Source organism: Mycobacterium sp. IEC1808, from assembly GCF_002101935.1.
Taxonomy (GTDB): Bacteria; Actinomycetota; Actinomycetes; order Mycobacteriales; family Mycobacteriaceae; genus Mycobacterium.
In genome coordinates, this window is sequence record NZ_LQPV01000044.1 from 78,229 (window position 1) to 102,764 (window position 24,536).

A 24,536-nucleotide genomic window follows, 5' to 3' on the forward strand; every position below is an offset into this window, starting at 1 on the left:
TGGCTACTCGCGTGTGTGCCCCGGCGCACCCGTGTCCCACACCGAATTCCCGTTTACCATGCGGGGAAACATCGTCGGCGAGTCGCGAACAGCGTTGAGAGTTGCGTGGCGGCTTCGATTGTGCGCTCAGGGTGGCCCAGGACACACACACTGGAAAAGCCGTCGCGTCGCGCTACCGCAGGATCTTGGCGTAGAGCAGGCTGTCCTGCGGCTCGGGGCCCATGGTAGGGAAGACCGCATAGCGGCCGAGCCGGCCCTCCAGGACGAAACCCGCGCGCTCCAATAGTCGTGCCGAGCGCTCGTTTTCGACGCTGCACGATGCCCAGACGCGATACACCCCGCGATCGGCCTCTAGCGCGGTCAGCAACAGGTCGAGCGCCTCGGACATGTAGCCCTTGCCCCACCACCGCCGTCCCATGCAGTAACCGATCTCGACCGAGTGCGGCACCGCGCGCCGGCAGCTGGTCAGCCCGATGAGTTCGCCGCTGTGTTTCAGCGCGATCGCCCAGGTCCGCTCTTCGTCGCTGACGTTGAGCTTTTCGGTGATGACCCGCCGCGTCGCCGCCACGTCCGGATGCGGCGCCCACAACAGATACTTGGTGACCTCGGGATCGCGGGCGATCCGCTGGAACAGCGCGCCCGCGTCGTCGAGAACCGGCGGGCGCAGCTCGAGCCGTGGCCCGGTGATGCGGACGGGCGGGTAGTCGACCATCGCGCTACAGCCCGAGCGCCTGATAGGTGCGGCGGACGAATTTCGGTTGCGCGGTGCGGAGTTTCGCCAGCGACGTGTTGCCCGCGACGGCGGTGGCCGCGTCCACGGTCAGGTCGGGCAGGTTTTGAATCAGATACAGCAGGATCAGGTCGGCCGACGGGTCGGCCTGCCACCAGGTGCCGTAGGCGCCGGGCCAGCTGAACGTCCCGAGTCCGCCGGGCCCGAACAGCGGCGTGGACTTCGCCGGATCGGTCACCACCGACAGATTCAACCCGAACCCGCGGCCCACCCAGTACGGCGCGCCGAGGAAGTTGTGCCGCTTGTGTTCGTCGGTGAGCCGGTCGGTCCGCATGAGCCGGGCCGACTCCGGCGAGAGCACCCGCACGCCGTCGATGCTCCCGTCGTCGAGCAGCATCCGCACGAACCGCAGGTAATCGTCGGCGGTGGACCACAACCCGCCGCCGGCGTTGCAAAACGAGGGCGGGGTGATGTGTGGCGGACCCATGACGCCGTGCTGCAGCTGGTGGTCGTCGGTGAGCCGGTACATGGTGGCGGCGCGCCGGCGCGCCTCGGCCGACACGAAGAACCCGGTGTCGGGCATGCCCGCCGGGCCCAGGACCCGGTCGTCAAGCACCTCATGGAACGGCTTGCCGTCGATGCGGGACGCGATGACGCCCAACAAGTCTATGGCGTGGCTGTAGGTGACGCGCTCGCCGGGCTGATGCACCAGCGGCAGCTTGGCCAGCTCGGAGAGCCACGCGTCGGGACCCTGGTTGAACGGCAGCCGCATGTAGGCCTTCGAGATCGGCCCGGACACCGAGAACGCGTAGGCCAGGCCGCTGGTGTGGGTGAGCAGGTCCTCGATCAGGATGGCGCGGCGGATCGGATGCGTCCGCTCCAGCGGGCCGTGCGGGTCGTCGAGCACCCGCACGTCGGCCAGTTCCGGCGCCCAGCGCACGACCGGATCCTTCAGCGCCAGCTTGCCCTCGTCGACGAGGCTCATCACCGCCGCGACCGTGACCGGCTTGGTCATCGACGCGATGCGAAAAAGCGTGTCCCGCTGCATCGGCAGGCCCGCGTCGATGTCGCGATATCCGATCTCGTTGACCTGCAGCAGTTCTCCGCGCTGCCACACCATCGTCACCGCACCGGCCAGCACGCCGGCGTCGCACACCTCGCGGACGGAGGCCTGATTGACGTCCAGATTCACCGGTTCAGGGTAATGGGCGCCGTGCTGAACTGTGATCGAGACGCCATATAACGCGGTCACCGCGCAGTTCGATGTCGGCGGCGCCGGGCTCAATGAGGAAATCGTGAACCGTGCCGTCGCTCTGTAGCCGTGATGTTCCCTGCCCTTGCGCACGAACCAAGACCGCGTCGTCGCCAAAGTAAAACCGCCGAGCCAATTCGGCGCGAACGACGGTCATACTTCCCGTGCTTTCTCACGCCGAAATGGGTTGGCAACAGACGACTCCGGCTCTGAAACTCCAAATTGCGCGCATCGCAACCAGCCGGTGCGCATCGGCCGACAGCCGGAATGGATTTGATGCGGGGTTAACGGCCGCAAAATGGCGCGTTTGCGGCTCTGTACATTTCGCGCGCATAGGTCAAGACTTAGGCTCATGCCAAATAAAGCAGGCAGGACAATAGCCGCGGTTTGCGGTGGTGCTGCCGTGCTGGCCCTGGCGCTCGGCGGTGTCGGCGAAGTCGGCGACGCCGTTGTCCCCAAGACCATCGCGGACCCCCCGACGACCGTGGCCCCGACGCCCGGATCACCGGACGACCAGTGCTGCGACTCGCCCCAACCCCAAGCGTCGGCCAGCTGGAATTGCAAGATCGGCCTGAACTGCGGGCCCATTCGCCCACAGCGGACCTTGCCCGCGCCGCCGCCGCCCCCACCGCCGCCGTAGGCCCCCGGGCGCCTGACGCCCAACGCGCCGCCGCACGCCGCACGCCGGCGCGCTCGGCGCAAGTGCTACGCTGCCTGGCAGTCGACATCCTTTAACGATCCGTCCAGAGAGGCGGAGAAGGAGGTCAAGTCTCGTATGTGCGCCGCGGATGACACCGGCCGCGAATTGATGTCGGCGGCCGACGTGGGTCGCACCATTTCCCGCATCGCGCATCAGATCATCGAAAAGACCGCGCTGGATGGTCCCGACGGACCGCGTGTGGTGCTGCTGGGCATCCCGACCCGCGGCGTGATCCTGGCCAGCCGGCTCGCCACCAACATCGGCGAGTTCAGCGGGGTCGACGTCGCCCACGGCGCCCTGGACATCACCCTCTACCGCGACGACCTCATGCAAAAGCCGCCGCGACCGCTGGCGGCCACGTCCATCCCGGCCGGCGGCGTCGACGACGCGCTGGTGATCCTCGTCGACGACGTGCTCTACTCCGGCCGCTCGGTGCGGTCGGCCCTGGACGCGCTGCGCGACGTGGGCCGTCCGCGGGCGGTGCAACTGGCGGTGCTGGTCGACCGCGGCCACCGCGAACTGCCACTGCGCGCCGACTACGTCGGCAAGAACGTCCCGACCTCGCGCGCCGAGAGCGTGCACGTCCTGCTCACCGAGCACGACGGCCGCGACGGGGTGGTGATCTCGCGATGACGCGCCACCTGCTGGCTGCCGGCGACCTGAGCCGCGACGACGCCACCGCCATCCTCGACGACGCGGACCGGTTCGCGCAGGCGTTGGTCGGCCGCGAGATCAAGAAGCTGCCGACGCTGCGCGGCCGCACCGTCGTCACGATGTTCTACGAGAACTCGACCCGCACCCGGGTCTCCTTCGAGGTGGCCGGCAAGTGGATGAGCGCCGACGTGATCAACGTCAGCGCGGCCGGATCGTCGGTGGGCAAGGGGGAATCGCTGCGCGACACCGCGCTGACGCTGCGGGCGGCCGGCGCCGACGCGCTGATCATCCGCCACCCCGCGTCCGGCGCCGCGCACCTGCTCGCGGACTGGACGTGCAGTAACGGTGACGGGCCGTCGGTCATCAACGCCGGCGACGGCACCCACGAGCACCCCACGCAGGCGCTGCTGGACGCGTTGACCGTCCGCCAGCGGCTCGGGGGTATCGAGGGCCGGCGCGTCGTGATCGTCGGCGACATCCTGCACAGCCGGGTCGCCCGCTCCAACGTCATGCTGCTGGCCACCCTCGGCGCGGAGGTGGTGCTGGTCGCGCCGCCGACGCTGCTGCCGGTCGGGGTCGAGGGGTGGCCGGCCACCGTCTCCTGTGACTTCGATGCCGAGTTGCCCGCCGCCGACGCGGTGCTGATGCTGCGGGTGCAGGCCGAGCGGATGAACGGCGGCTTCTTCCCGTCGGTGCGCGAATACTCGGTCCGCTACGGGCTTTCCGAGCGGCGCCAGGCGATGCTGCCGGGCCACGCGGTGGTGCTGCACCCGGGGCCCATGGTACGCGGCATGGAGATCTCGTCGTCGGTGGCGGACTCGTCGCAATCTGCGGTGCTGCAACAGGTTTCGAATGGAGTGCACGTGCGGATGGCGGTGCTGTTCCATTTGCTGGTCGGGGCGGAGGACATCGCGGCATGAGCGTGCTGATCCGCGGGGTGCATCTGTACGGCGAGGGCGACCGGGTCGACGTCCTCGTCGATGACGGGCAGATCGCCGAAATCGGACCGGGCCTTGGCATCCCGGATACGGCCGACGTCATCGACGCGACGGGCCAGGTGTTGCTGCCCGGGTTCGTCGACCTGCACACCCACCTGCGCGAGCCCGGCCGCGAATACGCCGAGGACATCGAAACCGGTTCGGCGGCTGCCGCTTTGGGTGGTTACACGGCGGTGTTCGCGATGGCCAACACTAATCCCGTCGCCGACAGCCCGGTGGTCACCGACCATGTCTGGCATCGCGGCCGGCAGGTCGGGCTCGTCGACGTGCATCCCGTCGGCGCGGTCACTGTCGGGCTGGCCGGGGCCGAGCTCACCGAGATGGGCATGATGGCCGCCGGCGCCGCGCAGGTGCGAATGTTCTCCGACGACGGCATCTGCGTGCATGACCCGCTGATCATGCGCCGCGCGCTCGAGTACGCCACGGGGCTGGGAGTGCTGATCGCCCAGCACGCCGAGGAGCCGAGGCTGACCGTCGGCGCCGTCGCCCACGAGGGCCCGACGGCCGCGCGCCTGGGACTCGCCGGGTGGCCCCGGGCCGCCGAGGAATCGATCGTCGCCCGCGACGCGCTGCTGGCCCGCGACGCCGGCGCCCGGGTGCACATCTGCCACGCCTCCACCGCGGGCACCGTCGAGATCGTGAGATGGGCCAAGGAACAAGCCATTTCGATCACCGCCGAGGTCACCCCGCACCACTTGCTGCTCGACGACAGCAGGCTGGCCAACTACGAGGGGGTGAACCGGGTCAACCCGCCGCTGCGCGAGGCGGCCGACGCGGTCGCGCTGCGTCAGGCGCTGGCCGACGGGGTAATCGACTGTGTGGCCACCGACCATGCCCCGCACGCCGAACACGAGAAGTGTGTCGAGTTCTCGGCCGCGCGCCCCGGCATGCTGGGGCTGCAGACCGCGCTGTCTGTGGTGGCGCAGACGATGGTGGCGCCCGGGCTGTTGACCTGGCGCGACGTCGCGCGGGTGATGAGCGAGAACCCGGCGCGCATCGTCGGGTTGCCCGATCAGGGCCGCCCGCTGGAGGTGGGGGAGCCGGCCAACCTCACCGTCGTGGACCCAGAAGCCACGTGGACGGTCGCCGGGTCGGACCTGGCCAGCCGGTCGGCCAACACGCCTTATGAGTCAATGACCTTGCCCGCCACCGTGACCGCGACCCTGCTGCGCGGAAAGGTCACCGCGCGGGACGGGAAGAGCCCGGCATGAATTCCGGCACGCTGGTGGGGTCGCTGATCTTCGCGGCCGTGCTGGTGATCGTGATAACGGTGCTCATCCAGCTGATAATACGTTCCTGGCAGCGGCGCGCGCAGCGGCAGCAGCAGTTGATCGGCGAGCTGCCCGACCTGCCCGACCAGGTGGGGGCCGCGACCATCACCACCCGCGGCCACTACTGCGGTTCCATGATGGCGCCCGACTGGAGCGAGCGGATCGCGGCCGGCGATCTGGGCTTTCGCAGCAAGGCGGTGCTGACCCGCTACAACGAGGGGATCATGGTGGAAAGGGTTAGGGCCCAACCTATTTGGATTCCACAACAGGCGATCGAGGGCATCCGCATGGAGCGCCGAATGGCGGGCAGGGTCGCGCCTCGGATCGGGATACTGGCGATCCGGTGGCGCCTGCCTTCGGGTACCGAGATCGACACCGCGTTTCGCGCGAACCACCGCGACGAGTACGACGCCTGGCTGGAGGGCCGGGAGGAGGGGGCCGCGCATGACTAAGGCTGTGTTGGTTCTGGAAGATGGGCGCGTCTTCACCGGAACGCCGTTCGGCAAGGTCGGCCAGACGCTCGGGGAGGCAGTGTTCTCCACCGGCATGTCCGGCTACCAAGAAACGCTGACCGACCCCAGTTATCACCGCCAGATCGTCGTGGCCACCGCGCCACAGATCGGCAACACCGGTTGGAACGACGAGGACGCCGAAAGCCGCGGCGACAAGATCTGGGTCGCCGGCTACGCGGTGCGCGACCCGTCGCCGCGCGCCTCCAACTGGCGCGCCACCGGCACGCTGGAGGACGAACTGGCCCGCCAGGGCATCGTCGGCATCGCCGGCATCGACACCCGTGCGGTGGTGCGCCACCTGCGCAGCCGCGGCTCGATGAAGGCGGGGGTGTTTTCCGGCGACGCGCTCGCCGAACCGGCCGAGCTGGTGGAGCGGGTGCGGGGCCAGCAGTCGATGCTGGGCGCCGACCTGGCCGGCGAGGTCAGCACCGACGGCGCCTACGTCGTGGAACCCGAAGGGCCGCACCGGTTCACGGTGGCCGCCCTCGACCTGGGGATTAAGACCAACACTCCCCGCAATTTCTCCCGGCGCGGCATCCGCAGCCACGTGCTGCCGGCGTCGGCGACCTTCGAGCAGATCGCCGACATCAACCCCAACGGCGTTTTCCTCTCCAACGGCCCGGGCGACCCCGCCACCGCCGACCACGTGGTCGGGCTCACCCGCGAGGTGCTGGACGCCGGAATCCCGTTGTTCGGCATCTGTTTCGGCAACCAGATACTCGGCCGGGCGCTGGGCCTGTCCACCTACAAGATGGTCTTCGGGCACCGCGGCATCAACGTCCCGGTCATCGACCACGCCACCGGACGGGTCGCTGTGACCGCGCAGAACCACGGCTTCGCGCTCGAAGGCGAGGCGGGCCAGTCCTTCGACACGCCGTTCGGCCCGGCGGTCGTCAGCCACACCTGCGCCAACGACGGGGTGGTGGAAGGCGTCAAACTCGCTGACGGCAGGGCGTTTTCGGTGCAGTACCACCCCGAGGCCGCCGCCGGTCCGCACGACGCGGAGTACCTGTTCGACCAATTCGTCGACCTGATGGCAGGGGGACGCTAGTGCCGCGTCGCACCGACTTGCGCCACGTGCTGGTGATCGGCTCGGGCCCGATCGTCATCGGCCAGGCCGCCGAGTTCGACTACTCGGGCACCCAGGCCTGCCGGGTGCTGCGGGCGGAGGGGCTGGAGGTCAGCCTGATCAACTCCAACCCGGCCACCATCATGACCGACCCCGAGTACGCCGACCACACCTACGTCGAGCCCATCACCCCGGCCTTCGTCGAGCGGGTGATCGCCCAGCAGGCCGAGCGGGGCAACAAGATCGACGCGCTGCTGGCCACGCTGGGCGGGCAGACCGCCCTCAACACCGCCGTTGCGCTGTACGAGAACGGGGCGCTCGAGCGCTACGGTGTCGAGCTGATCGGGGCGGACATCGACGCCATCCAGCGCGGCGAGGACCGCCAGATGTTCAAGGACATCGTCGCCAAGGTTGGTGGTGAATCCGCCCGCAGCCGAGTGTGTTTCACGATGGAAGAGGTGCGCGAGACGGTCGAGGAGCTCGGGCTCCCGGTGGTGGTGCGGCCCAGCTTCACCATGGGCGGGCTCGGGTCGGGCATGGCGCGATCCGTCGAGGAGGTCGACCGGATGGCCGGCGCCGGCCTGGCCGAAAGCCCCAGCGCCAACGTGCTGATCGAGGAATCGATATACGGCTGGAAGGAATTCGAGCTCGAGCTGATGCGCGACGGCAACGACAACGTGGTCGTGGTCTGCTCGATCGAGAACTTCGACCCGATGGGTGTGCACACCGGGGACTCGGTCACCGTCGCACCCGCCATGACGCTCACCGACCGCGAATACCAGCGCATGCGCGACCTCGGCATCGCCATCCTGCGCGAGGTCGGGGTCGACACGGGCGGCTGCAACATCCAGTTCGCGATCAACCCGGTCGACGGCCGGCTGATCGTGATCGAGATGAACCCGCGGGTATCGCGGTCCAGCGCGCTGGCCTCTAAGGCCACCGGCTTCCCGATCGCCAAGATCGCCGCCAAGCTGGCCATCGGCTACACCCTCGACGAGATCCTCAACGACATCACCAAGGAGACGCCGGCCTGCTTCGAACCGACGCTCGACTACGTCGTCGTCAAGGCGCCGCGGTTCGCGTTCGAGAAGTTCCCCGGCGCCGACCCCACCCTGACCACCACCATGAAGTCCGTCGGCGAGGCGATGTCGTTGGGCCGCAACTTCATCGAGGCGCTCGGCAAGGTGATGCGTTCGCTGGAGACCACCCGCGCGGGTTTCTGGACGAAGCCCGACCCGGACGGGGATATGCACGAGGTGCTCGACCGGCTGCGCACCCCGACCGAGGGCCGGCTCTACGACATCGAACTGGCGTTGCGGCTGGGCGCCTCGATCGAGGAGGTCGCCGAGGCCAGCGGCGTGGACCCGTGGTTTTTGGCCCAGATCGGCGAGCTGGGCAAGCTGCGCGCGGAGCTGGTGGACGTCCCGGTGCTCGACGCAGACCTGCTGCGCCGGGCCAAACACAGCGGGCTGTCGGACCGCCAGATCGCTGCGCTGCGGCCGGAATTGGCCGGCGAGAACGGGGTGCGCTCGCTGCGCGAGCGCCTCGGCATCCACCCGGTCTACAAGACGGTGGACACCTGCGCGGCCGAGTTCGAGGCCAAGACGCCCTACCACTACAGCAGCTACGAGCTGGACCCCGCCGCCGAGACGGAGGTGGCCCCGCAGACCGAGCGGCCCAAGGTGCTGATCCTGGGCTCGGGTCCCAACCGCATCGGCCAGGGCATCGAATTCGACTACAGCTGCGTGCACGCGGCAACGACGTTGAGCCAGGCCGGTTTCGAGACCGTGATGGTCAACTGCAACCCGGAGACGGTGTCCACCGACTACGACACCGCCGACCGGCTGTACTTCGAGCCGCTGACCTTCGAGGACGTCCTCGAGGTGTTCCGCGCCGAACAGCAGTCGGCCTCCGGCGGGCCCGGAGTGGTGGGCGTGATCGTGCAGCTGGGCGGCCAGACACCGCTCGGGTTGGCGCAACGGCTCTTCGACGCCGGGGTCCCGATCGTCGGTACGCCGCCGGAGGCCATCGACCTGGCCGAGGACCGCGGCGCGTTCGGCGACGTGCTGGCCGCCGCCGGGTTGCCGGCACCGAAGTACGGCATGGCAACGACTTTCGCGCAGGCCCGCCGTATCGCCGAGGACATCGGTTACCCGGTGTTGGTGCGGCCGTCGTACGTGCTGGGCGGCCGCGGCATGGAGATCGTCTACGACGAGGAGACGCTGGAGGGCTACATCACCCGCGCCACCGCGCTCTCGCCCGAGCACCCGGTGCTCGTCGACCGCTTCCTCGAGGACGCGGTGGAGATCGACGTCGACGCCCTGTGCGACGGCTCCGAGGTCTACATCGGCGGCATCATGGAACACATCGAGGAGGCCGGCATCCACTCCGGCGACTCGGCCTGCGCGCTGCCCCCGGTCACGCTGGGCCGCAGCGACATCGAGAAGGTCCGCCGCGCCACCGAGGCCATCGCCCACGGCATCGGCGTCGTCGGGCTGCTCAACGTCCAGTACGCCCTCAAGGACGACGTGCTCTATGTGCTCGAGGCCAACCCGCGGGCCAGCCGCACGGTGCCCTTCGTCTCCAAGGCGACCGCGATCCCGCTCGCCAAGGCGTGCGCCCGGATCATGTTGGGCGCCACCATTTCCCAGCTTCGTGACGAGGGCCTACTGGCCGCGAACGGGGACGGTGCGCACGCGCCGCCGCAGGCCCCGATCGCGGTCAAGGAGGCCGTGCTGCCGTTTCACCGCTTCCGCCGCGTCGACGGGGCCGCAATCGATTCCCTGCTCGGCCCGGAGATGAAATCGACGGGCGAGGTGATGGGCATCGACCGCGACTTCGGCAGCGCCTTCGCCAAGAGCCAGACCGCCGCCTACGGGTCGCTGCCGGCCGGCGGGACGATCTTCGTGTCGGTGGCCAATCGGGACAAGCGGTCGCTGGTGTTCCCGGTCAAGCGGCTGGCCGACTTGGGCTTCCGGGTGCTGGCCACCGAGGGCACCGCGGAAATGTTGCGCCGCAACGGGATTCCCTGCGACGAGGTCCGCAAGCACTTCGAGCCGCCGCAGCCCGGGCGCCCCGCGATGTCGGCCGTCGACGCGATCAAGGCCGGCGAGGTGAACATGGTGATCAACACTCCGTTCGGCAACTCGGGCCCGCGCATCGACGGCTACGAAATCCGTTCGGCCGCGGTGTCGGTCAACATCCCGTGCGTCACCACGGTGCAGGGCGCGTCGGCCGCGGTGCAGGGCATCGAGGCGGGCATCCGCGGCGACATCGGCGTGCGCTCGCTGCAGGAGCTGCACAGCGCGATCGCGCCCGCGGGTGGCGCCCAGTGACCGGGTTCGGCACCCGGCTGGCCGAGGCGAAGCTCAGCCGCGGGCCGCTGTGCCTGGGGATCGACCCGCACCCCGAGCTGCTGCGGGCCTGGGACCTGCCCACCACCGCCGATGGCCTGGCCGCGTTCTGCGACGTGTGCGTCGAGGCGTTCTCCGGATTCGCGGTCGTCAAGCCGCAGGTGGCGTTCTTCGAGGCCTACGGCGCCGCCGGGTACGCGGTGCTGGAACGCACCATCGCCGCCCTGCGCTCGGCCGGGGTGCTGGTGCTCGCCGACGCCAAACGGGGCGACATCGGGACGACGATGGCCGCCTACGCCGCGGCCTGGGCCGGCGACTCGCCCCTGGCGGCGGACGCGGTGACCGCCTCGCCCTATCTGGGGTTCGGTTCGCTGCGGCCGCTGCTGGAGGCCGCCGCCGCCAACGACCGGGGGGTGTTCGTGCTCGCGGCGACGTCCAACCCGGAGGGCGGCACCGTGCAGCGCGCCGAATTCGACGGCCGCACGGTGTCCCAGCTGATCACCGACCAGGCGGCGGTGGTCAACCGTTCCGCCAACCCGACCGAGCCCGGATACGTCGGCGTGGTGCTCGGCGCGACCGTCTTCGAGGCGCCCGACGTAAGCGAGCTGGGCGGACCCGTGCTGGTGCCCGGCGTCGGGGCGCAGGGGGGACGGCCCGAGGCGCTCGCCGGCCTGGGCAAGGCCGCACCGGGCCAGCTGCTGCCCGCGGTGGCGCGTGAGGTGCTGCGGGCCGGCCCCAGCGTCTCGGACCTGCGCGCGGCCGGCGAACGGATGCTGGACGCTGTCGCGTACCTCGCGGCGCTGTAGGCGCTTGGGTGTGAATCCTTGGCTTTCGGTGTGAGCTGAGGGCGCGAATCCGGCCGGTTTTCCGCCCTGTGCGCACACCAAAAGCCCTCAGTGCACACTCAAAGCCCTCAGTGCCAAAAGCCCTGAGCGCACACCAAAAGCCGTCAGTGCACACTCACTCCGACGCCACGGCCGCGCTGGGCCGGGCGGTTTCCACAATCACGGCGGTGGCCTTGACGACGGCCACCGCGACGCTGCCGGGGCGCAGTTTCAGCTCCTCGGCCGCCGCGGTGCTCATCAGTGAGACCACGGTGTGGGGACCGCACTGCATCTCGACCTGCGTCATCACAGTGTCGCTGAGGACGCTGGTGACCAGGCCGACGAACCGGTTGCGGGCCGAGCTGCCGATGCTCAGCGGGTCGGGAGGCGGGGCGGGCGCGTTTGCCCGGGAGAATTCGGCCAAGTCCTCGCTGGCGATGACCTTGCGTCCCGCCGAGTCGTGGGTGACCGACAACGTGCCCTGGTTGATCCAGCGACGGACGGTGTCGTCGCTGACTCCCAGCAGTTCAGCCGCCTGACGGATGCGCAGGTTCGGCACGATTTCGATCGTAACTGATATTTGGCTGGGTGTTAGCTGGCATATCGCTGCGTAGCCGCCGCCGACCTGCGGCTGGGCCAGTGGGCCGCGACACGCGCGACACGCCACGAAAAATCTGGTGATCCCCGGCACCCCGGCTCGCGGACGTCGGCCCTCGCCGTCGGTATCGTCCGCGGCCGCCGCGGCCCCGGCCGGCTGTATGGCGCAAAACCGCAGGTAGAGTGCCCTATTCGGGGGGTCGTAGGGGCGTCCTCGCGACCGGATCGGGGCGCGGTCGGGCCCGCCCCGGCGAGGCCCCTCGGGGCTCGCCCGGGCGGCTCACGCTGCACATTTGCACAATTAACGAGGGGGTCGGGTTAGATTTCGTCAGGAAGGCTGAGTACGGTCATCTCCGCTGGCTGAAGTACCCGGCAGAGACAAAACGAGATCGATTAGCGATTGATCAGATACGGAGGAATCGTGGCCCTTCCCCAGTTGACCGACGAGCAGCGCGCGGCCGCGTTGGAGAAGGCGGCCGCCGCACGTCGAGCGCGAGCAGAGCTCAAGGATCGCCTCAAGCGCGGTGGCACCAACCTCACCCAGGTGCTCAAGGACGCCGAAAGCGATGAAGTCCTCGGCAAGATGAAGGTGTCTGCGCTGCTCGAGGCCTTGCCGAAGGTGGGCAAGGTCAAGGCGCAGGAGATCATGACCGAGCTGGAGATCGCCCCCACCCGCCGCCTGCGCGGCCTCGGGGACCGGCAGCGCAAGGCCCTGCTGGAAAAGTTCGGCTCCTAACCCGATACCGCGACCATGCAGGCCGAACGGCCTGTTGGGGGTACCGACCCGGGAGCGCCAGTGAGCGCCGGCGGGGGGCCGGACGTCGCACGGGGGGCACGCCCTGAGCCGCCAGGCAGGGGGCGTGTGGTCGTGCTGTCCGGTCCCTCCGCGGTCGGCAAGTCGACGGTGGTCCGGTGTCTGCGTGAGCGGATCCCCAACCTGCAGTTCAGCGTCTCGGCCACCACCCGGGCCCCGCGGCCCGGCGAGGTCGACGGCGTCGACTATCACTTCGTCACCCCCGCCCGCTTCCAACAGCTGATCGACGAGGGCGCCCTGCTCGAGTGGGCCGAGATCCACGGCGGGCTGCACCGGTCGGGCACGCTGGCCGAGCCAGTGCGGGCCGCCACCGCGTCCGGGCTGCCCGTGCTCATCGAGGTCGACCTGGCCGGCGCCAGGGCGGTCAAGAAGGCGATGCCCGAGGCGCTCACGGTGTTCCTGGCGCCGCCCAGCTGGGAGGACCTGGAGGCCAGGCTGATCGGCCGGGGCACCGAGACACCGGAGGCCATCCGGCGCCGCCTCGACACCGCCCGCACCGAGATGGCGGCGCAAAACGACTTCGACGAGGTGGTCGTCAACAGTCGATTGGAGTCTGCGTGCGCCGAATTGGTATCCTTGCTGGTGGGAACTGCGCCGGGCCCGGCATGAACCGCCTGACCAGACCAGATTCAAGCATCGAAGTTCTCTAGCCGTACCGCACGGCTCTATCCGCCAGGAGACTGACTTACGTGAGCATTCCGCAGTCCGACGCGTCGCTGACCGCCGTGGACCAGTTCGACCCGTCGGCAGGCGGCCAGGGCGCCTACGACACCCCGCTGGGCATCACCAACCCTCCCATCGACGAGCTGCTGGACCGCGTGTCCAGCAAGTACGCCCTGGTCATCTACGCGGCCAAGCGGGCCCGTCAGATCAACGATTACTACAACCAGCTCGGCGAGGGCATCCTCGAGTATGTCGGCCCGCTCGTCGAGCCGGGTCTGCAGGAAAAGCCGTTGTCCATCGCGCTGCGCGAGATCCACGCCGACCTGCTCGAGCACACCGAGGGCGAGTAACGGGCCGGGCGCGGTGGAGAGCAAGCGGGTCGTCGTAGGAGTTTCCGGGGGCATCGCCGCCTACAAGGCATGCACCGTCGTACGGCAGCTCGCCGAAGCCGGCCACCAGGTCCGCGTCATCCCCACCGAATCCGCGCTGCGCTTCGTGGGCGCCGCCACCTTCGAGGCGCTGTCCGGCCAGCCGGTGCGCACCGGCGTCTTCGACGACGTGCCCGAGGTGCCGCACGTCCAGCTCGGCAAGGAGGCCGACCTGGTCGTCGTGGCGCCCGCCACCGCCGACCTACTGGCCAGGGCCGTCTCCGGCCGCGCCGACGACCTGCTGACCGCGACCCTGCTGACCGCCCGGTGCCCGGTGCTGTTCGCCCCGGCGATGCACACCGAGATGTGGTTGCACCCGGCCACCGTCGACAACGTGGCCACATTGCGGCGCCGCGGGGCCGTCGTGCTGGAACCCGCCTACGGACGGCTCACGGGCACCGACAGCGGCGCCGGACGGCTGCCCGAGGCCGAGGAGATCACCACGCTGGCCCAGCTGCTGCTGGAACGCCACGACGCCCTGCCCTACGACCTCGCCGGCCGCCGGGTGCTGGTCACCGCCGGCGGCACCCGCGAGCCGATCGACCCGGTGCGCTTCATCGGCAACCGCAGCTCGGGAAAGCAGGGCTACGCGGTGGCGCGGGTGGCCGCCCAACGCGGCGCCGAGGTCACCCTGATCGCCGGGCACACCGCCGGGCTGATCGACCCCGCCGGCGTCAACGTGGTGCACGTCAGCTCGGCCGAGCAGCTCGGCGAGGCGGTGTCCAAGCACGCCCCCGAGGCGGACGTGCTGGTCATGGCGGCGGCCGTCGCCGACTTCCGGCCCGCGCGGGTTGCCACCGCGAAGATCAAAAAGGGCCCGGACGTCGCCGAGGAGCCGACGATCGAGCTGGTCCGCAACGACGACGTGCTCGCCGGCGCGGTGCGGGCCCGCACACACGGGCAGCTGCCCAACATGCGGGCCATCGTGGGTTTTGCCGCCGAGACCGGCGACGCCAACGGCGACGTTTTGTTCCACGCGCGAGAAAAGCTGCGGCGCAAGGGTTGTGACCTGCTGGTCGTCAACGCCGTCGGTGACAACAAGGCGTTCGAGGTGGACAGCAACGACGGCTGGCTGCTGGCATCCGACGGCGCCGAGTCGGCGCTGCCACACGGCTCCAAGACGCTGATGGCCAGTCGTATCGTGGACGCAATCGTCGCGTTCCTGCACGGCCACAGCGGGTAGCAGGGTTTACTTCGCTACGGCGCCCGCACGGGTGCCGGATGATGCCAGAAGATATAATTCGACTAACTAATTATTGGAAGGATCGGGACTGTGAGCGAAAAGGGTCGTCTGTTTACCAGTGAGTCGGTGACCGAAGGGCATCCCGACAAGATCTGTGACGCGATCAGCGACTCGGTCCTCGACGCGCTTCTGGCGGGGGACCCTCGCTCGCGGGTGGCGGTGGAAACGCTCGTGACCACCGGGCAGGTGCACGTGGTGGGTGAGGTGACGACGTCGGCCAAGGAGGCGTTCGCCGACATCACCAACACGGTGCGCGCCCGCATCCTCGACATCGGCTACGACTCGTCGGAGAAGGGCTTCGACGGGGCGTCCTGCGGGGTGAACATCGGCATCGGCCGTCAGTCGCCCGACATCGCCCAGGGCGTCGACACCGCGCACGAGACGCGCGTCGAGGGCGCCGCCGACCCGCTGGACGCCCAGGGCGCCGGTGACCAGGGCCTGATGTTCGGCTACGCGATCAACGACACCCCGGAGCTGATGCCCCTTCCCATCGCGCTGGCGCACCGCCTGTCACGCAAACTGACCGAAGTCCGCAAGAACGGCACGCTCGGATACCTGCGCCCCGACGGCAAGACCCAGGTCACCATCGCCTACGAGGACGACGTCCCGGTGCGGCTGGACACCGTGGTGGTCTCCACCCAGCACGCCGACGGCATCGACCTGGAGCAGACGCTGGACCCCGACATCCGCACGCACGTGCTCAACGCCGTGCTCGACGAGCTGGCACACGACACCCTGGACTCGTCGGCGACCCGGGTGCTGGTGAACCCGACCGGCAAGTTCGTCGTCGGCGGCCCGATGGGCGACGCGGGCCTGACCGGTCGCAAGATCATCGTCGACACCTACGGCGGGTGGGCCCGCCACGGTGGCGGCGCATTCTCCGGTAAGGATCCGTCCAAGGTGGACCGGTCGGCGGCGTACGCGATGCGCTGGGTGGCCAAGAACATCGTGGCCGCCGGGCTGGCGGAGCGGGTCGAGGTGCAGGTGGCCTACGCCATCGGCAAGGCGGCCCCGGTCGGGCTGTTCATCGAGACGTTCGGCACCGCGACCGTCGACCCGGTCAAGATCGAGAAGATCGTGCCCGAGGTGTTCGACCTGCGGCCCGGCGCCATCATCCGCGACCTGGACCTGCTGCGCCCGATCTACGCGCAGACCGCCGCCTACGGGCACTTCGGGCGCACCGACATCGAGCTGCCGTGGGAGCAGCTCAACATGGTCGACGAGCTCAAGCGCGCGATCTAGACGGCCCGTCAGAGGCGCAGGAAACCGGATTCGCCGACGCCCAAGTTGGCGAAACCGGTGTTGCCCTGGTCGAAGGGGTAGCCGCCGCCGGTGTTGAAGAAGCCGGTGTTGTTGCCCAGACCGGAGTTGAAAAACCCGGTGTTGCCGCCGACGCCCGAGTCGGTGTTCCAGAAGCCCGTGTGGTTGCCGTTGACGCCGGAATTGCCGATGCCGGTGTTGTAGTCGCCCGTGCCGGCGTTGGCGATGCCGGTGTAGAAGCTGCCGCTGCCCGAGTTTTCGAAGCCCACGGCGAATTGGCCGGTGCCGGAGTTGAAGAAGCCCATATCGTTGCCGCCCGCGCCGCTGTTGCCGAAGCCCGAGTTGAGGCCGCCGCTGGCCGTGTTGTAAAAGCCCGAGTTGAAATCGCTGGTGTTGAAGAAGCCCGAATTGCCCGTGCCGGTGTTGCCGAAGCCCGAGTTGCTCACCACGCCGGTCAGGTCATCGGTGTGGCCCCAGCCGGTGTCCAGGTTGCCGCTGTTGAACAGCCCGGTGTTGGTGTTGCCCGCGTTGAAGAACCCGGTGTTGGTGTTGCCCGAATTGAACGATCCGGTGTTGTCGCAGCCCGTGTTGAAGTCGCCGACGTTCTGGTCGCCACCGTTGAAGCTGCCCATGTTGTACGCGCCGGAGTTGCCGACGCCGATGTTGTTGTAACCGCCGTTGAGGTAGCCGATGCTGCCGTTCGACCCGTTGAGGTCGCCGATGTTGTTTTGGCCGGCGTTCCACGAGCCGACGTTGCTGTCGCCGGGGTTTCCGACGCCCACGTTCTGCAGGCCGGAGTTGAACACGCCCGCGTTGGAGTAGCCGGCGTTCCACAGCCCGGTGTTGGTGTTGCCGGTGTTGCCGATGCCGGTGTTGGCGTGGCCCGAGTTGAACAGGCCCCAGTTGTGGGCGCCGCTGTTGAACAGGCCGGTGTTGCCGCTGCCCGAGTTGAACACGCCGACGTTGCCGGTGCCGGAGTTGAACAGCCCGACGTTGCCGCTGCCGGAGTTGAGCCCACCGAACGTGAACTGACCCGTCGCGGTGTCGTAATAGGTGCCGCCGACGCCGATTTGGTTGTTGCCGGTGAGCCCCAGGCCGATGTTGTTGTTGCCGGTGTTGCCCAGGCCGATGTTGTTGTCGCCGGCGTTGCCCCAGCCGAGGTTTCCGACGCTGCCATTGGCGTTGAGGCCGCCGAGGCCGACCAGGTTGTTGCCGTTGAGCCCGATGCCGATGTTGTTGTTGCCGTAGTTGCCCACCCCGAGGTTGTTGTTGCCCAGGTTCCCCATGCCCACGTTGGAGCTGCCCCAGTTGCCGTTGCCGACGTTGCCGCCACCGAGGTTCCCGGCGCCGAGGTTGCCGTCGCCGACGTTGCCGCCGCCCACGTTGTTGTTGCCGTTGTTGCCGCCGCCCAGGTTGCTGTTGCCGAGCCCCGACAGGCCCTGGGTCTCGGCGCCGGCGTACGCCGCGGAGTTCGCGGCCAGGTTCTGGACGAACCCCTGATGAAACGCCGCCACCTGTGCGCTGAGCGCCTGATAGGCCTGGGCATGGCCGGAGAACACCGATGCGACGGCCGCCGACACCGCGTCCGCGCCGGCGGCCAGCACCTGAGTGGTCGTAGCGGCCGCGGCGGCGTTGGCGGCGCTGATCGTCGACCCGATGCCGGCAATGTCCGTCGCGGCCGCGCTGACGAGCTCCGGTGTGACGAACACAAACGACATCGTCGGTCCCTTTCCGTCACCCCCGCCTGCTCAACATCGGCAGGAGCGGGAAAAGCGTTACGGTCGGGGCAGCGGATGGTCGGCCTCGAGTGCGGGCAGCCCGTCGATGCTGCGCCGGTTGCGGTTGACCAGGTGCGCGAACTTCTCGTCGGAGGCCTGCGCGTGGTGGGCGTCGAGCACCGGCCGTTCGTCGACGAGCTCGTAGTAGGGCACCGCGAACCCGCAGGCGTCGGCGATGCGTTCGACGTCGACGACGATGACGGCGCGGACGCCGGCGTGCTGGTCGCCGAAACGCGTTAGCAGGCCCGCGAATTCGGCGTCATCCGGGCGCACGACGCGCCCGGTGCCGAACAGCCGCAGGATCCGCGAGTTGCGGGTGAACGAGCAGAACATGATCGTGATGCGCCCGTTGTCGCGCAGGTGGGCGATCGTTTCCACGCCGCTGCCGAACAGATCGACGTACGCGACGGTGTGCTCGTCCAGCACCGCGAAGGTGTCGCGATAGCCCTTGGGGGAGAGGTTGATTCGGCCGCTCTCGGAGGGCGCCGTGGCGACGAAGAATACGGCCTGAGCCGAAATGAAGTCGGTCAGCGACTCATCGATGCGCGAAAACTCTTTTGCCACGCGGGAAAGCGTAGCGTCGTCGGCCCCGCGCTGTCGCCGGGTTTTAGCGCGGCCAAACTGATGTCGCCGCCGTAGAAGTCGAGCACCCGGGGATCCATCACCCGCCGCCACAGCGGCGGGATCAGCGCCAGCAGCAGCATGGCGCTGTAGCCGCTGGGCAGCTGCGGTGCGTCATCGACGTGGCGAAGCACCTGGTAGGGACGCAGCGGGTTCGCGTGATGGTCGGAATGTCGCTGTAGGTGGAAGAGCAGGACGTTGGTGATCACCGTGCTGCTGTTCCAGCTGTGCGCCGGGCGCACCCGTTCGTAGCGGCCGTTGGGCAGCAGCTGGCGTCGCAGCCCGTAATGCTCCATGTAGTTGACCGTCTCGAGCAGGCTGAAGCCGACGATCGCCTGGACGATCAGCCACGGCAGCACGACGGGACCGAACCAGACCGAAAGCACCGTGAACAGCGCGGCGCTGATCAGCCACGCATTGAGTATGTCGTTGTTCAGCGTCCAGCGAGTTTTGCCGATCCCGGCCAGCCGAGCCGCCTCGAGGCGCCAGGCGGAGCGCAGGCCCCCGGTCACCGACCGGGGCAGGAACGCGTAGAGGCCCTCGCCGAATCGGGCGCTGGCGGGGTCCTCGGCGGTCGCCACCCGGACGTGGTGTCCGCGGTTGTGTTCGACGTAGAAATGCCCGTAGCAGGTCTGTGCGAGCGCGACCTTGCTCAACCGTCGTTCGGATCGCTCGCGCGTGTGCCCCAATTCGTGGGCGGCGTTGATGGCCAGTCCGCCGATGAGGCCGACGGTCGTCATCAGCCCCAGCTTGTCGACGAAACCCATTGTGAGCCAACCGCCGCCGCTCCACAGCCAGCAGGCGAAGACCAGTGAGAGGTATTGGTTGGGCAGGTAGAGGTAGGTGGCCCAGCGGTAAAACCGGTCGGTCGCCAGCCAGGCCAGCACGCTCTCGCCGGGGGTCTGCGAGTCGGGCCCGACCAGATGGTCGACGATGGGAATGATCACGAACGCCAGGATGGGAACGGTCCACCAGAACACGCCGAGCCCGGTGACGCGCACCGCCAGCCAGGACGGGAATAGAAGCGCCGGGACGGCCGCCGCGAGCAGCCAGAGGTAGCGCTTGGGCCTCGTCCAGCCCGCGGCCCGAAATGGCACATCCGTACCAATACATGCAGGAAGTCCAATTCGCAGCGGAAAACCTGTCATGGATACGTACAGTAGCGCATTTCACGTACCGAAGGTATGCTTAGACCCGGGTTAGTTAAATCACAGTTCGTTATAAATCCGCACGATCGGAGAGGCGGCCTAGTAAATGGCTTTCTCGCGGAGACGCTTCCTGGGTGCCGCCGCGGGCGTCACGGCCGGCGCCCTCGGCGCGGGGGCGGTGGAGTTCGGCATCCGGAACGCCTACGCAACCGCCGCCCTGCGACCCCACTACCAGGCCATTGTGGTCGGCAGCGGGTACGGCGGCGGGGTGTCGGCCCTGCGGCTCGCCCAGGCCGGCGTCCAAACACTGATCCTGGAGAAGGGTAGGTGGTGGAACACCCCGGACGCGGACGGCAAGCGCTTTTCGCGGATGGTGCCCGCGGACAACCGCGCGGGGTGGTTCACGTCGGTCCCGCCCAGCCTGGTGCCGTCGTATCGGGGCGTGTCGATCGCCCAGGTGGCCGAGCACACGCCGTCCACGCAACCGGTCCAGGCCGGAATCTGCGACAAGGCGGTCCACGGCGCGCACACGGTGTTCCGCGGGACGGCCGTCGGCGGTGGCTCGATGGTCAACGCCGCGATCGCCGCGATCCCGACGCCGGACCAGGTCCGCACCGCCTTCCCGGACATCGACCCCGACGCGTTCCTGGGCACCTACATCGAACGCGCCAAGTCCATGCTGCGGATCAGCTACCGCGACATGGACTGGTTCGAGCAGACGCCGTGGTTCCAGTACGCCAGGGTCGGACGGCGGTACGCCGAAGCGGCCGGCTACAAGGTGGACTACAACGGCAGCGCGTATTCGTTCGACTACATGAAATCCGAAGAGGCCGACCAAGTTCCGCGCTCGGCGTTGAACTTCGAGCAACAGTACGGCAACAACTACGGGCGGGTCGGCAGCGTCGATGCGACCTACATCGCGGCCGCGCTGGCGACGGGCAAGGCCACCCTCAAGCCCCTCACCGAGGTGACCGGCATCCGCCGCGAGCGCTCTGGCGAATACGTGGTGTCCACCCGCGAGATCGACCGATTCGGCAAGGAGCTCGCTCGCGCGGAAATCGGCTGCGACCAGCTGCATCTGGGCGCCGGCGTGCTCGGCACCACCGAGCTGTTGCTGCGCGCCCGCGAGAGGGGGACGCTGCCCCACCTGAACGACGAGATCGGCCGCGGATACGGGAACAACGGGGACATCATGGTCTCCCACATGCTGCAACCCGGCGATCCGGCCGGCACCCAGCAGTCCCTGCTGGGGATGATCAACCTCGACGGCCGCGACGATCCCGACAACCCGGTGTACGCGAGCATGTTCTCGCTTCCGCTTCCCGTGGAGACGCTCGCACTGGGCTACTACGTCATGGTGCGGACCGGGGACCGCGCGGAGATCAGCTACGACCGGACGAAGGACTCGATCTCGATCGACTGGCCGCAGGGTCACACGGATCACCTGCGTGAGAAGGCCCGGTTCGTCTTCGACAAGGTGACGCAGGCCAACGGCGTGGACTACCGCGACGATCTCTTCGAGGGAACGGCGTTCGCGCCCAACACCGTTCACCCGATGGGTGGCGTGGTCCGGGGCAGGGCCACCGACGGATATGGCCGGGTGAAGGGCTACGACAAGCTGTACGTCAACGACGCGTCGCTGCTGCCCGGCTACCTGGGCTGCAACCCGTTCATGTCCATCACCGCGCTCGCGGAGCGCAACATCGAAGGGATCCTGCAGGGGCGCGCCTGACCCTTCACGCGGTGAAGCGATAGTCGTCGAGGTCGAAATGCCGGCTGCGCCATTGGGTTTCCAACGTGGTCGCCGGACGCAGCGGGACGTCGCCGTTCTTGTCGAAGTAGTAGCTGTTGGCCAGCTTGCAGCTGTCCTGCCAGAAGATCTGCCGGTGGCGCTTGCGCATCATCTCGGAGAAGTACCGGGCGTTGGCCTCCTCGGTCACCTCGACGCGGGTCGCGCCGTCGCGGCCGGCCCGCTTGAGGCAGCGCATGATGTGGTGCGTCTGCGTCTCGATGAGGGCGAAATACGACGAGCCGACGTAGCCGTAGGGGCCGAAAACGGTGAACAGGTTGGGGAATCCGGGGACGCTGACGCCCTCGTAGGCCTGCAGGCGGTTTTCGTCCCAGAACCGGCTCAGGGACACCCCGCCGCTCCCGGTCACCGAGAAGGTGGGCACGTTGTCGGTGTCCATCACCTTGAAGCCGGTGGCCAGGATCAGGACGTCGACCTCGTGGTGTTCACCGTCGGTGGTGGCCACCGCGTCCGGCGTGATCTTGTCGATCGGCTCGGTGACCAGCCGCACGTTGTCGCGGTTGAACGTGGCCAGGTAGTCGTTGTGGAAGCCGGGCCGCTTGCAGCCGACGGCGTAGCGCGGGGTGAGTTTGTCGCGCACCACGGGGTCGTTGACCTGCTGGCGCAGATAGCGCTTGCCGGCCGACCCCATCCTGCGCGCGAGCGGGAACACCGTGAAGTACTGCGCCGCGAGCGAGAACGTCAGCTCGACGAAAACCTGGCTCAGCAGCCGCTGCACGACCTTGCCCCCGGGCATCCGCATCGCCCAGCGCGCCGCGGCGGGCAGCGGGACGTCGAACTTGGGAAAGCACCAGATCGGGGTGCGCTGAAACACGGTGAGCTGCGAGACTATCGGCGCGATCTCGGGGATGACCTGCACGGCCGACGCGCCGGTGCCGATGATCGCGACCCGCTTGCCGGTGAGGTCCTGGTGGTGGTCCCAGCGCGCGGTGTGCATGGTGGTGCCGGCGAAGGAGTCCACGCCGTCGATGTCGGGCAGCTTCGGCACGGTCAGCACCCCGCAGGCGCTGATCAGGAACCGGGCCGTCAGTTCCCCGCCCGGATCGGTCTGCACCCGCCACAGATGGTTTTCGTCGTCGAATTCGGCGGCAAGAACCTTGGTGTTGAACCGGATTCGCGACCGGATGCCGTATTTGTCGACGCAGTGTTCGGCGTACGCCTTGAGCTCGTTGCCCGGTGCGTAGGTTCGCGACCAGCGCGGGCTCTGCTCGAACGAGTACTGATAGGAGAACGACGGAATGTCCACGGCGATGCCGGGATAGGTGTTCCAGTACCAGGTGCCGCCGACCCCGTCGCCGGCCTCGATCACGAGGTAGTTGGACATGCCCGCCTTGTCCAGCTTGATCGCGGCGCCGATGCCGGAGAATCCGGCGCCGACGATCAGGGTCTCGTAGTCCGGCCTCTTCATACGTGCTGAGCTCATGCGCGCCTGCTTCCGATGACGGGTACCCCGCGCTTGGGCCGCAGGGTCAGCGTTGCCTCGAGTTCTATCGCGGCGCCGGGCGCGAGGTCAAAGGTGAAGCGCTGACTCATGATGGCCGCCATCAGCACCATCTCCATCAGCGCGAAGCTCTGCCCGATGCAGATGCGCCGACCGCCGCCGAACGGCAGATACGCGGAGCGCGGCCGGTCCGTCGGCCGGTAAAACCGGTCGGGGTCGAACGTTTCCGGGTCGGGCCACCAGCGCGGGTCGCGATGGATGTGGTGGATCGGGATGACGACGGTGGTGCCGCGCCGGATGCGATGTCCCGCAATGACGTCGTCCTCGATGGCCCGGCGCGCGATGATCCACACCGCTGAGAAGTAGCGCTGCGACTCCTGCAGGCAGGCGGTGGTCCAGGGCAGCCGGCCCAGGTCCTCGGCGCAGGGGCGGCGCGCGCCCAGTACCTCGTCGATCTCGGCGAGCATCCGGTCGCGGGCGTCGGCGTGCAGCGCCATCAGGTACCAGAACCACGACATCGCGTTCGCCGTGGTTTCGTGCCCGGCGAGCATGAACGTCAGGGCCTCGTCGCGCACCCGCTGGCGCGGCCAACTTCCGCCGTCGGCGCGCAGCAGCACGTTGAGCAGGTCGGGGGACTCGCTCGGGTGGCGCAGTCGGTGGTCGATCACGTCGTTGACCGCGCGGTCGAGGGTCAGCGTGATGTCCTGCATGTCGCGCAACGGCGGTGGCAGGCGGACCCCCGAGAACGCCAACCGGTGCAGCACGTCGTAGACCGGGGGCGGCATCAGCCCCCACAACCCCAGTCGCTGCAGCCGCTCGGCGTGCCGCAGGCCGCGCGTCGCGAGGTCGTTCATGCTCTGCACCAGGGGCCCGAAGTCCTGGCTGAACAGGGAATTGGCGACCACGCGCAGCGTCGCCTCGACCATCGTGTGGTGGATGTCGAACTGCGCGCCGGGTTCCAGCGCGTCGGTGACGGCGGTGATCGGGTCGATCATCAGGTCGACGATGCCGTTCAGGTGGCGCCGGGCGAAGGTCGGGTTCAACACGCCGCGGTGGGCCGCCCAGGAATCGCCCTCGTCGGTGAGCAGGTTGATGCCCGCGGTGGCCCGGATTGGCTCGTATTCGTTCGACTTGACGTATTTCAGGCGGGCGCCGTGCAGCACGTGATCGACGTAGTCGGGGTGGCTGATCGAGACGAATCGCCTTCCGGCGCAACGGAATCGGGCGATGTCGCTGCCGCGTACCCGGCCCATGAACCCGTTGCTCACGTCGAATCCGATGGTGAGGGCCTCGCGGGTCATCGTCCAGGAGTTCAGCCGGGTGGCCGGTCCCGCGGCCGGGCGCTGCGCGCTGAGGGTCGCCATGCCTCA

Annotated in this window: 22 protein-coding genes; 14 read left to right on the plus strand and 8 right to left on the minus strand. The window is 68.6% G+C overall.

Annotated elements, in window-relative coordinates; genetic code table 11:
- Window positions 1–172 precede the first annotated feature (172 nt).
- Together AWB92_RS22160 and AWB92_RS22165 are read right to left on the minus strand one after the other, a co-directional pair.
- The gene (locus AWB92_RS22160) at window positions 173–712 is read right to left on the minus strand and encodes a GNAT family N-acetyltransferase (RefSeq protein ID WP_085189482.1); all 540 of its coding nucleotides are present in this window, start codon (window positions 710–712) and stop codon (window positions 173–175) included.
- 4 nt (window positions 713–716) lie between these two features.
- Window positions 717–1,922 (minus strand): serine hydrolase domain-containing protein, encoded by a 1,206-nt coding sequence (locus tag AWB92_RS22165; protein WP_085189484.1) that lies wholly within the window; start codon window positions 1,920–1,922, stop codon window positions 717–719.
- 412 nt (window positions 1,923–2,334) lie between these two features.
- On the opposite strand from AWB92_RS22165, the gene AWB92_RS30110 reads away from it, so the two are divergent.
- From AWB92_RS30110 to pyrF, 8 genes are all read left to right on the plus strand, one after another.
- Window positions 2,335–2,622 (plus strand): hypothetical protein, encoded by a 288-nt coding sequence (locus AWB92_RS30110; RefSeq protein ID WP_173817467.1) that lies wholly within the window; start codon window positions 2,335–2,337, stop codon window positions 2,620–2,622.
- Window positions 2,623–2,757: 135 nt separating this feature from the next.
- Window positions 2,758–3,315, plus strand: coding sequence for a bifunctional pyr operon transcriptional regulator/uracil phosphoribosyltransferase PyrR (gene pyrR / locus AWB92_RS22175; RefSeq protein WP_085189488.1), 558 nt, complete (start codon window positions 2,758–2,760; stop codon window positions 3,313–3,315).
- Window positions 3,312–4,256: an aspartate carbamoyltransferase catalytic subunit gene (locus AWB92_RS22180; RefSeq protein ID WP_085189490.1), complete on the plus strand. Its 945-nt coding sequence runs from the start codon at window positions 3,312–3,314 to the stop codon at window positions 4,254–4,256. Before pyrR ends, AWB92_RS22180 begins: the two co-directional genes overlap by 4 nt.
- Window positions 4,253–5,545 (plus strand): dihydroorotase, encoded by a 1,293-nt coding sequence (locus AWB92_RS22185; protein ID WP_085189492.1) that lies wholly within the window; start codon window positions 4,253–4,255, stop codon window positions 5,543–5,545. Before AWB92_RS22180 ends, AWB92_RS22185 begins: the two co-directional genes overlap by 4 nt.
- Window positions 5,542–6,057: a transporter gene (locus AWB92_RS22190; protein WP_085189493.1), complete on the plus strand. Its 516-nt coding sequence runs from the start codon at window positions 5,542–5,544 to the stop codon at window positions 6,055–6,057. The genes AWB92_RS22185 and AWB92_RS22190 overlap by 4 nt, the downstream gene beginning before the upstream one ends.
- On the plus strand, window positions 6,050–7,168 hold the full coding sequence (gene carA / locus AWB92_RS22195; protein WP_085189495.1) for a glutamine-hydrolyzing carbamoyl-phosphate synthase small subunit: 1,119 nt from the start codon (window positions 6,050–6,052) through the stop codon (window positions 7,166–7,168). The genes AWB92_RS22190 and carA overlap by 8 nt, the downstream gene beginning before the upstream one ends.
- Window positions 7,168–10,521 carry a carbamoyl-phosphate synthase large subunit gene (carB, locus tag AWB92_RS22200; protein WP_085189498.1) on the plus strand — a complete coding sequence of 1,118 codons (3,354 nt, stop codon included), beginning with the start codon at window positions 7,168–7,170 and terminating at the stop codon, window positions 10,519–10,521. Before carA ends, carB begins: the two co-directional genes overlap by 1 nt.
- A complete protein-coding gene (gene pyrF / locus AWB92_RS22205) occupies window positions 10,518–11,345 on the plus strand; it encodes an orotidine-5'-phosphate decarboxylase (RefSeq protein WP_085189500.1) in 828 nt (275 codons plus the stop codon). The genes carB and pyrF overlap by 4 nt, the downstream gene beginning before the upstream one ends.
- A gap of 154 nt (window positions 11,346–11,499) precedes the next feature.
- Here the strand turns inward: pyrF and AWB92_RS22210 are convergent, their stop codons facing one another.
- Window positions 11,500–11,922 carry a TOBE domain-containing protein gene (locus AWB92_RS22210; protein ID WP_085189502.1) on the minus strand — a complete coding sequence of 141 codons (423 nt, stop codon included), beginning with the start codon at window positions 11,920–11,922 and terminating at the stop codon, window positions 11,500–11,502.
- Window positions 11,923–12,381: 459 nt separating this feature from the next.
- Here AWB92_RS22210 and mihF point away from each other — a divergent pair, with 459 nt between their 5' ends.
- The 5 genes from mihF to metK all read left to right on the plus strand — a co-directional run bounded on the left by mihF (window position 12,382) and on the right by metK (window position 16,350).
- Window positions 12,382–12,696 carry an integration host factor, actinobacterial type gene (mihF, locus tag AWB92_RS22215; protein ID WP_036355303.1) on the plus strand — a complete coding sequence of 105 codons (315 nt, stop codon included), beginning with the start codon at window positions 12,382–12,384 and terminating at the stop codon, window positions 12,694–12,696.
- A gap of 60 nt (window positions 12,697–12,756) precedes the next feature.
- Window positions 12,757–13,383 carry a guanylate kinase gene (gmk, locus tag AWB92_RS22220; protein WP_193791420.1) on the plus strand — a complete coding sequence of 209 codons (627 nt, stop codon included), beginning with the start codon at window positions 12,757–12,759 and terminating at the stop codon, window positions 13,381–13,383.
- Between the two features lie 80 nt (window positions 13,384–13,463).
- Window positions 13,464–13,787, plus strand: a complete 324-nt coding sequence (rpoZ, locus tag AWB92_RS22225; protein WP_067114083.1) for a DNA-directed RNA polymerase subunit omega — start codon at window positions 13,464–13,466, stop codon at window positions 13,785–13,787.
- Window positions 13,788–13,800: 13 nt separating this feature from the next.
- Entirely contained in the window at window positions 13,801–15,048 is a 1,248-nt protein-coding gene (gene coaBC / locus AWB92_RS22230) for a bifunctional phosphopantothenoylcysteine decarboxylase/phosphopantothenate--cysteine ligase CoaBC (RefSeq protein WP_085189504.1), read from the plus strand.
- A gap of 90 nt (window positions 15,049–15,138) precedes the next feature.
- Entirely contained in the window at window positions 15,139–16,350 is a 1,212-nt protein-coding gene (metK, locus tag AWB92_RS22235) for a methionine adenosyltransferase (RefSeq protein ID WP_085189506.1), read from the plus strand.
- A gap of 8 nt (window positions 16,351–16,358) precedes the next feature.
- Here the strand turns inward: metK and AWB92_RS31125 are convergent, their stop codons facing one another.
- From AWB92_RS31125 to AWB92_RS22250, 3 genes are read right to left on the minus strand one after another with little or no spacing between them, the layout of a single operon-like run.
- Window positions 16,359–18,086, minus strand: a complete 1,728-nt coding sequence (locus AWB92_RS31125) for a PE family protein (protein ID WP_085189508.1) — start codon at window positions 18,084–18,086, stop codon at window positions 16,359–16,361.
- Window positions 18,087–18,143: 57 nt separating this feature from the next.
- Window positions 18,144–18,710, minus strand: a complete 567-nt coding sequence (locus tag AWB92_RS22245; protein ID WP_085189510.1) for a pyridoxamine 5'-phosphate oxidase family protein — start codon at window positions 18,708–18,710, stop codon at window positions 18,144–18,146.
- A complete protein-coding gene (locus tag AWB92_RS22250; protein ID WP_241523546.1) occupies window positions 18,674–19,864 on the minus strand; it encodes an alkane 1-monooxygenase in 1,191 nt (396 codons plus the stop codon). The genes AWB92_RS22245 and AWB92_RS22250 overlap by 37 nt, the downstream gene beginning before the upstream one ends.
- A 157-nt stretch (window positions 19,865–20,021) precedes the next feature.
- Here AWB92_RS22250 and AWB92_RS22255 point away from each other — a divergent pair, with 157 nt between their 5' ends.
- On the plus strand, window positions 20,022–21,647 hold the full coding sequence (locus AWB92_RS22255) for a GMC oxidoreductase (RefSeq protein WP_085189514.1): 1,626 nt from the start codon (window positions 20,022–20,024) through the stop codon (window positions 21,645–21,647).
- A gap of 4 nt (window positions 21,648–21,651) precedes the next feature.
- Here the strand turns inward: AWB92_RS22255 and AWB92_RS22260 are convergent, their stop codons facing one another.
- Both AWB92_RS22260 and AWB92_RS22265 read right to left on the minus strand, forming a co-directional pair.
- Window positions 21,652–23,148 (minus strand): NAD(P)/FAD-dependent oxidoreductase, encoded by a 1,497-nt coding sequence (locus AWB92_RS22260; protein WP_085189516.1) that lies wholly within the window; start codon window positions 23,146–23,148, stop codon window positions 21,652–21,654.
- Entirely contained in the window at window positions 23,145–24,530 is a 1,386-nt protein-coding gene (locus AWB92_RS22265) for a cytochrome P450 (RefSeq protein ID WP_085189518.1), read from the minus strand. Before AWB92_RS22265 ends, AWB92_RS22260 begins: the two co-directional genes overlap by 4 nt.
- Between the last annotated feature and the right edge of the window lie 6 nt (window positions 24,531–24,536).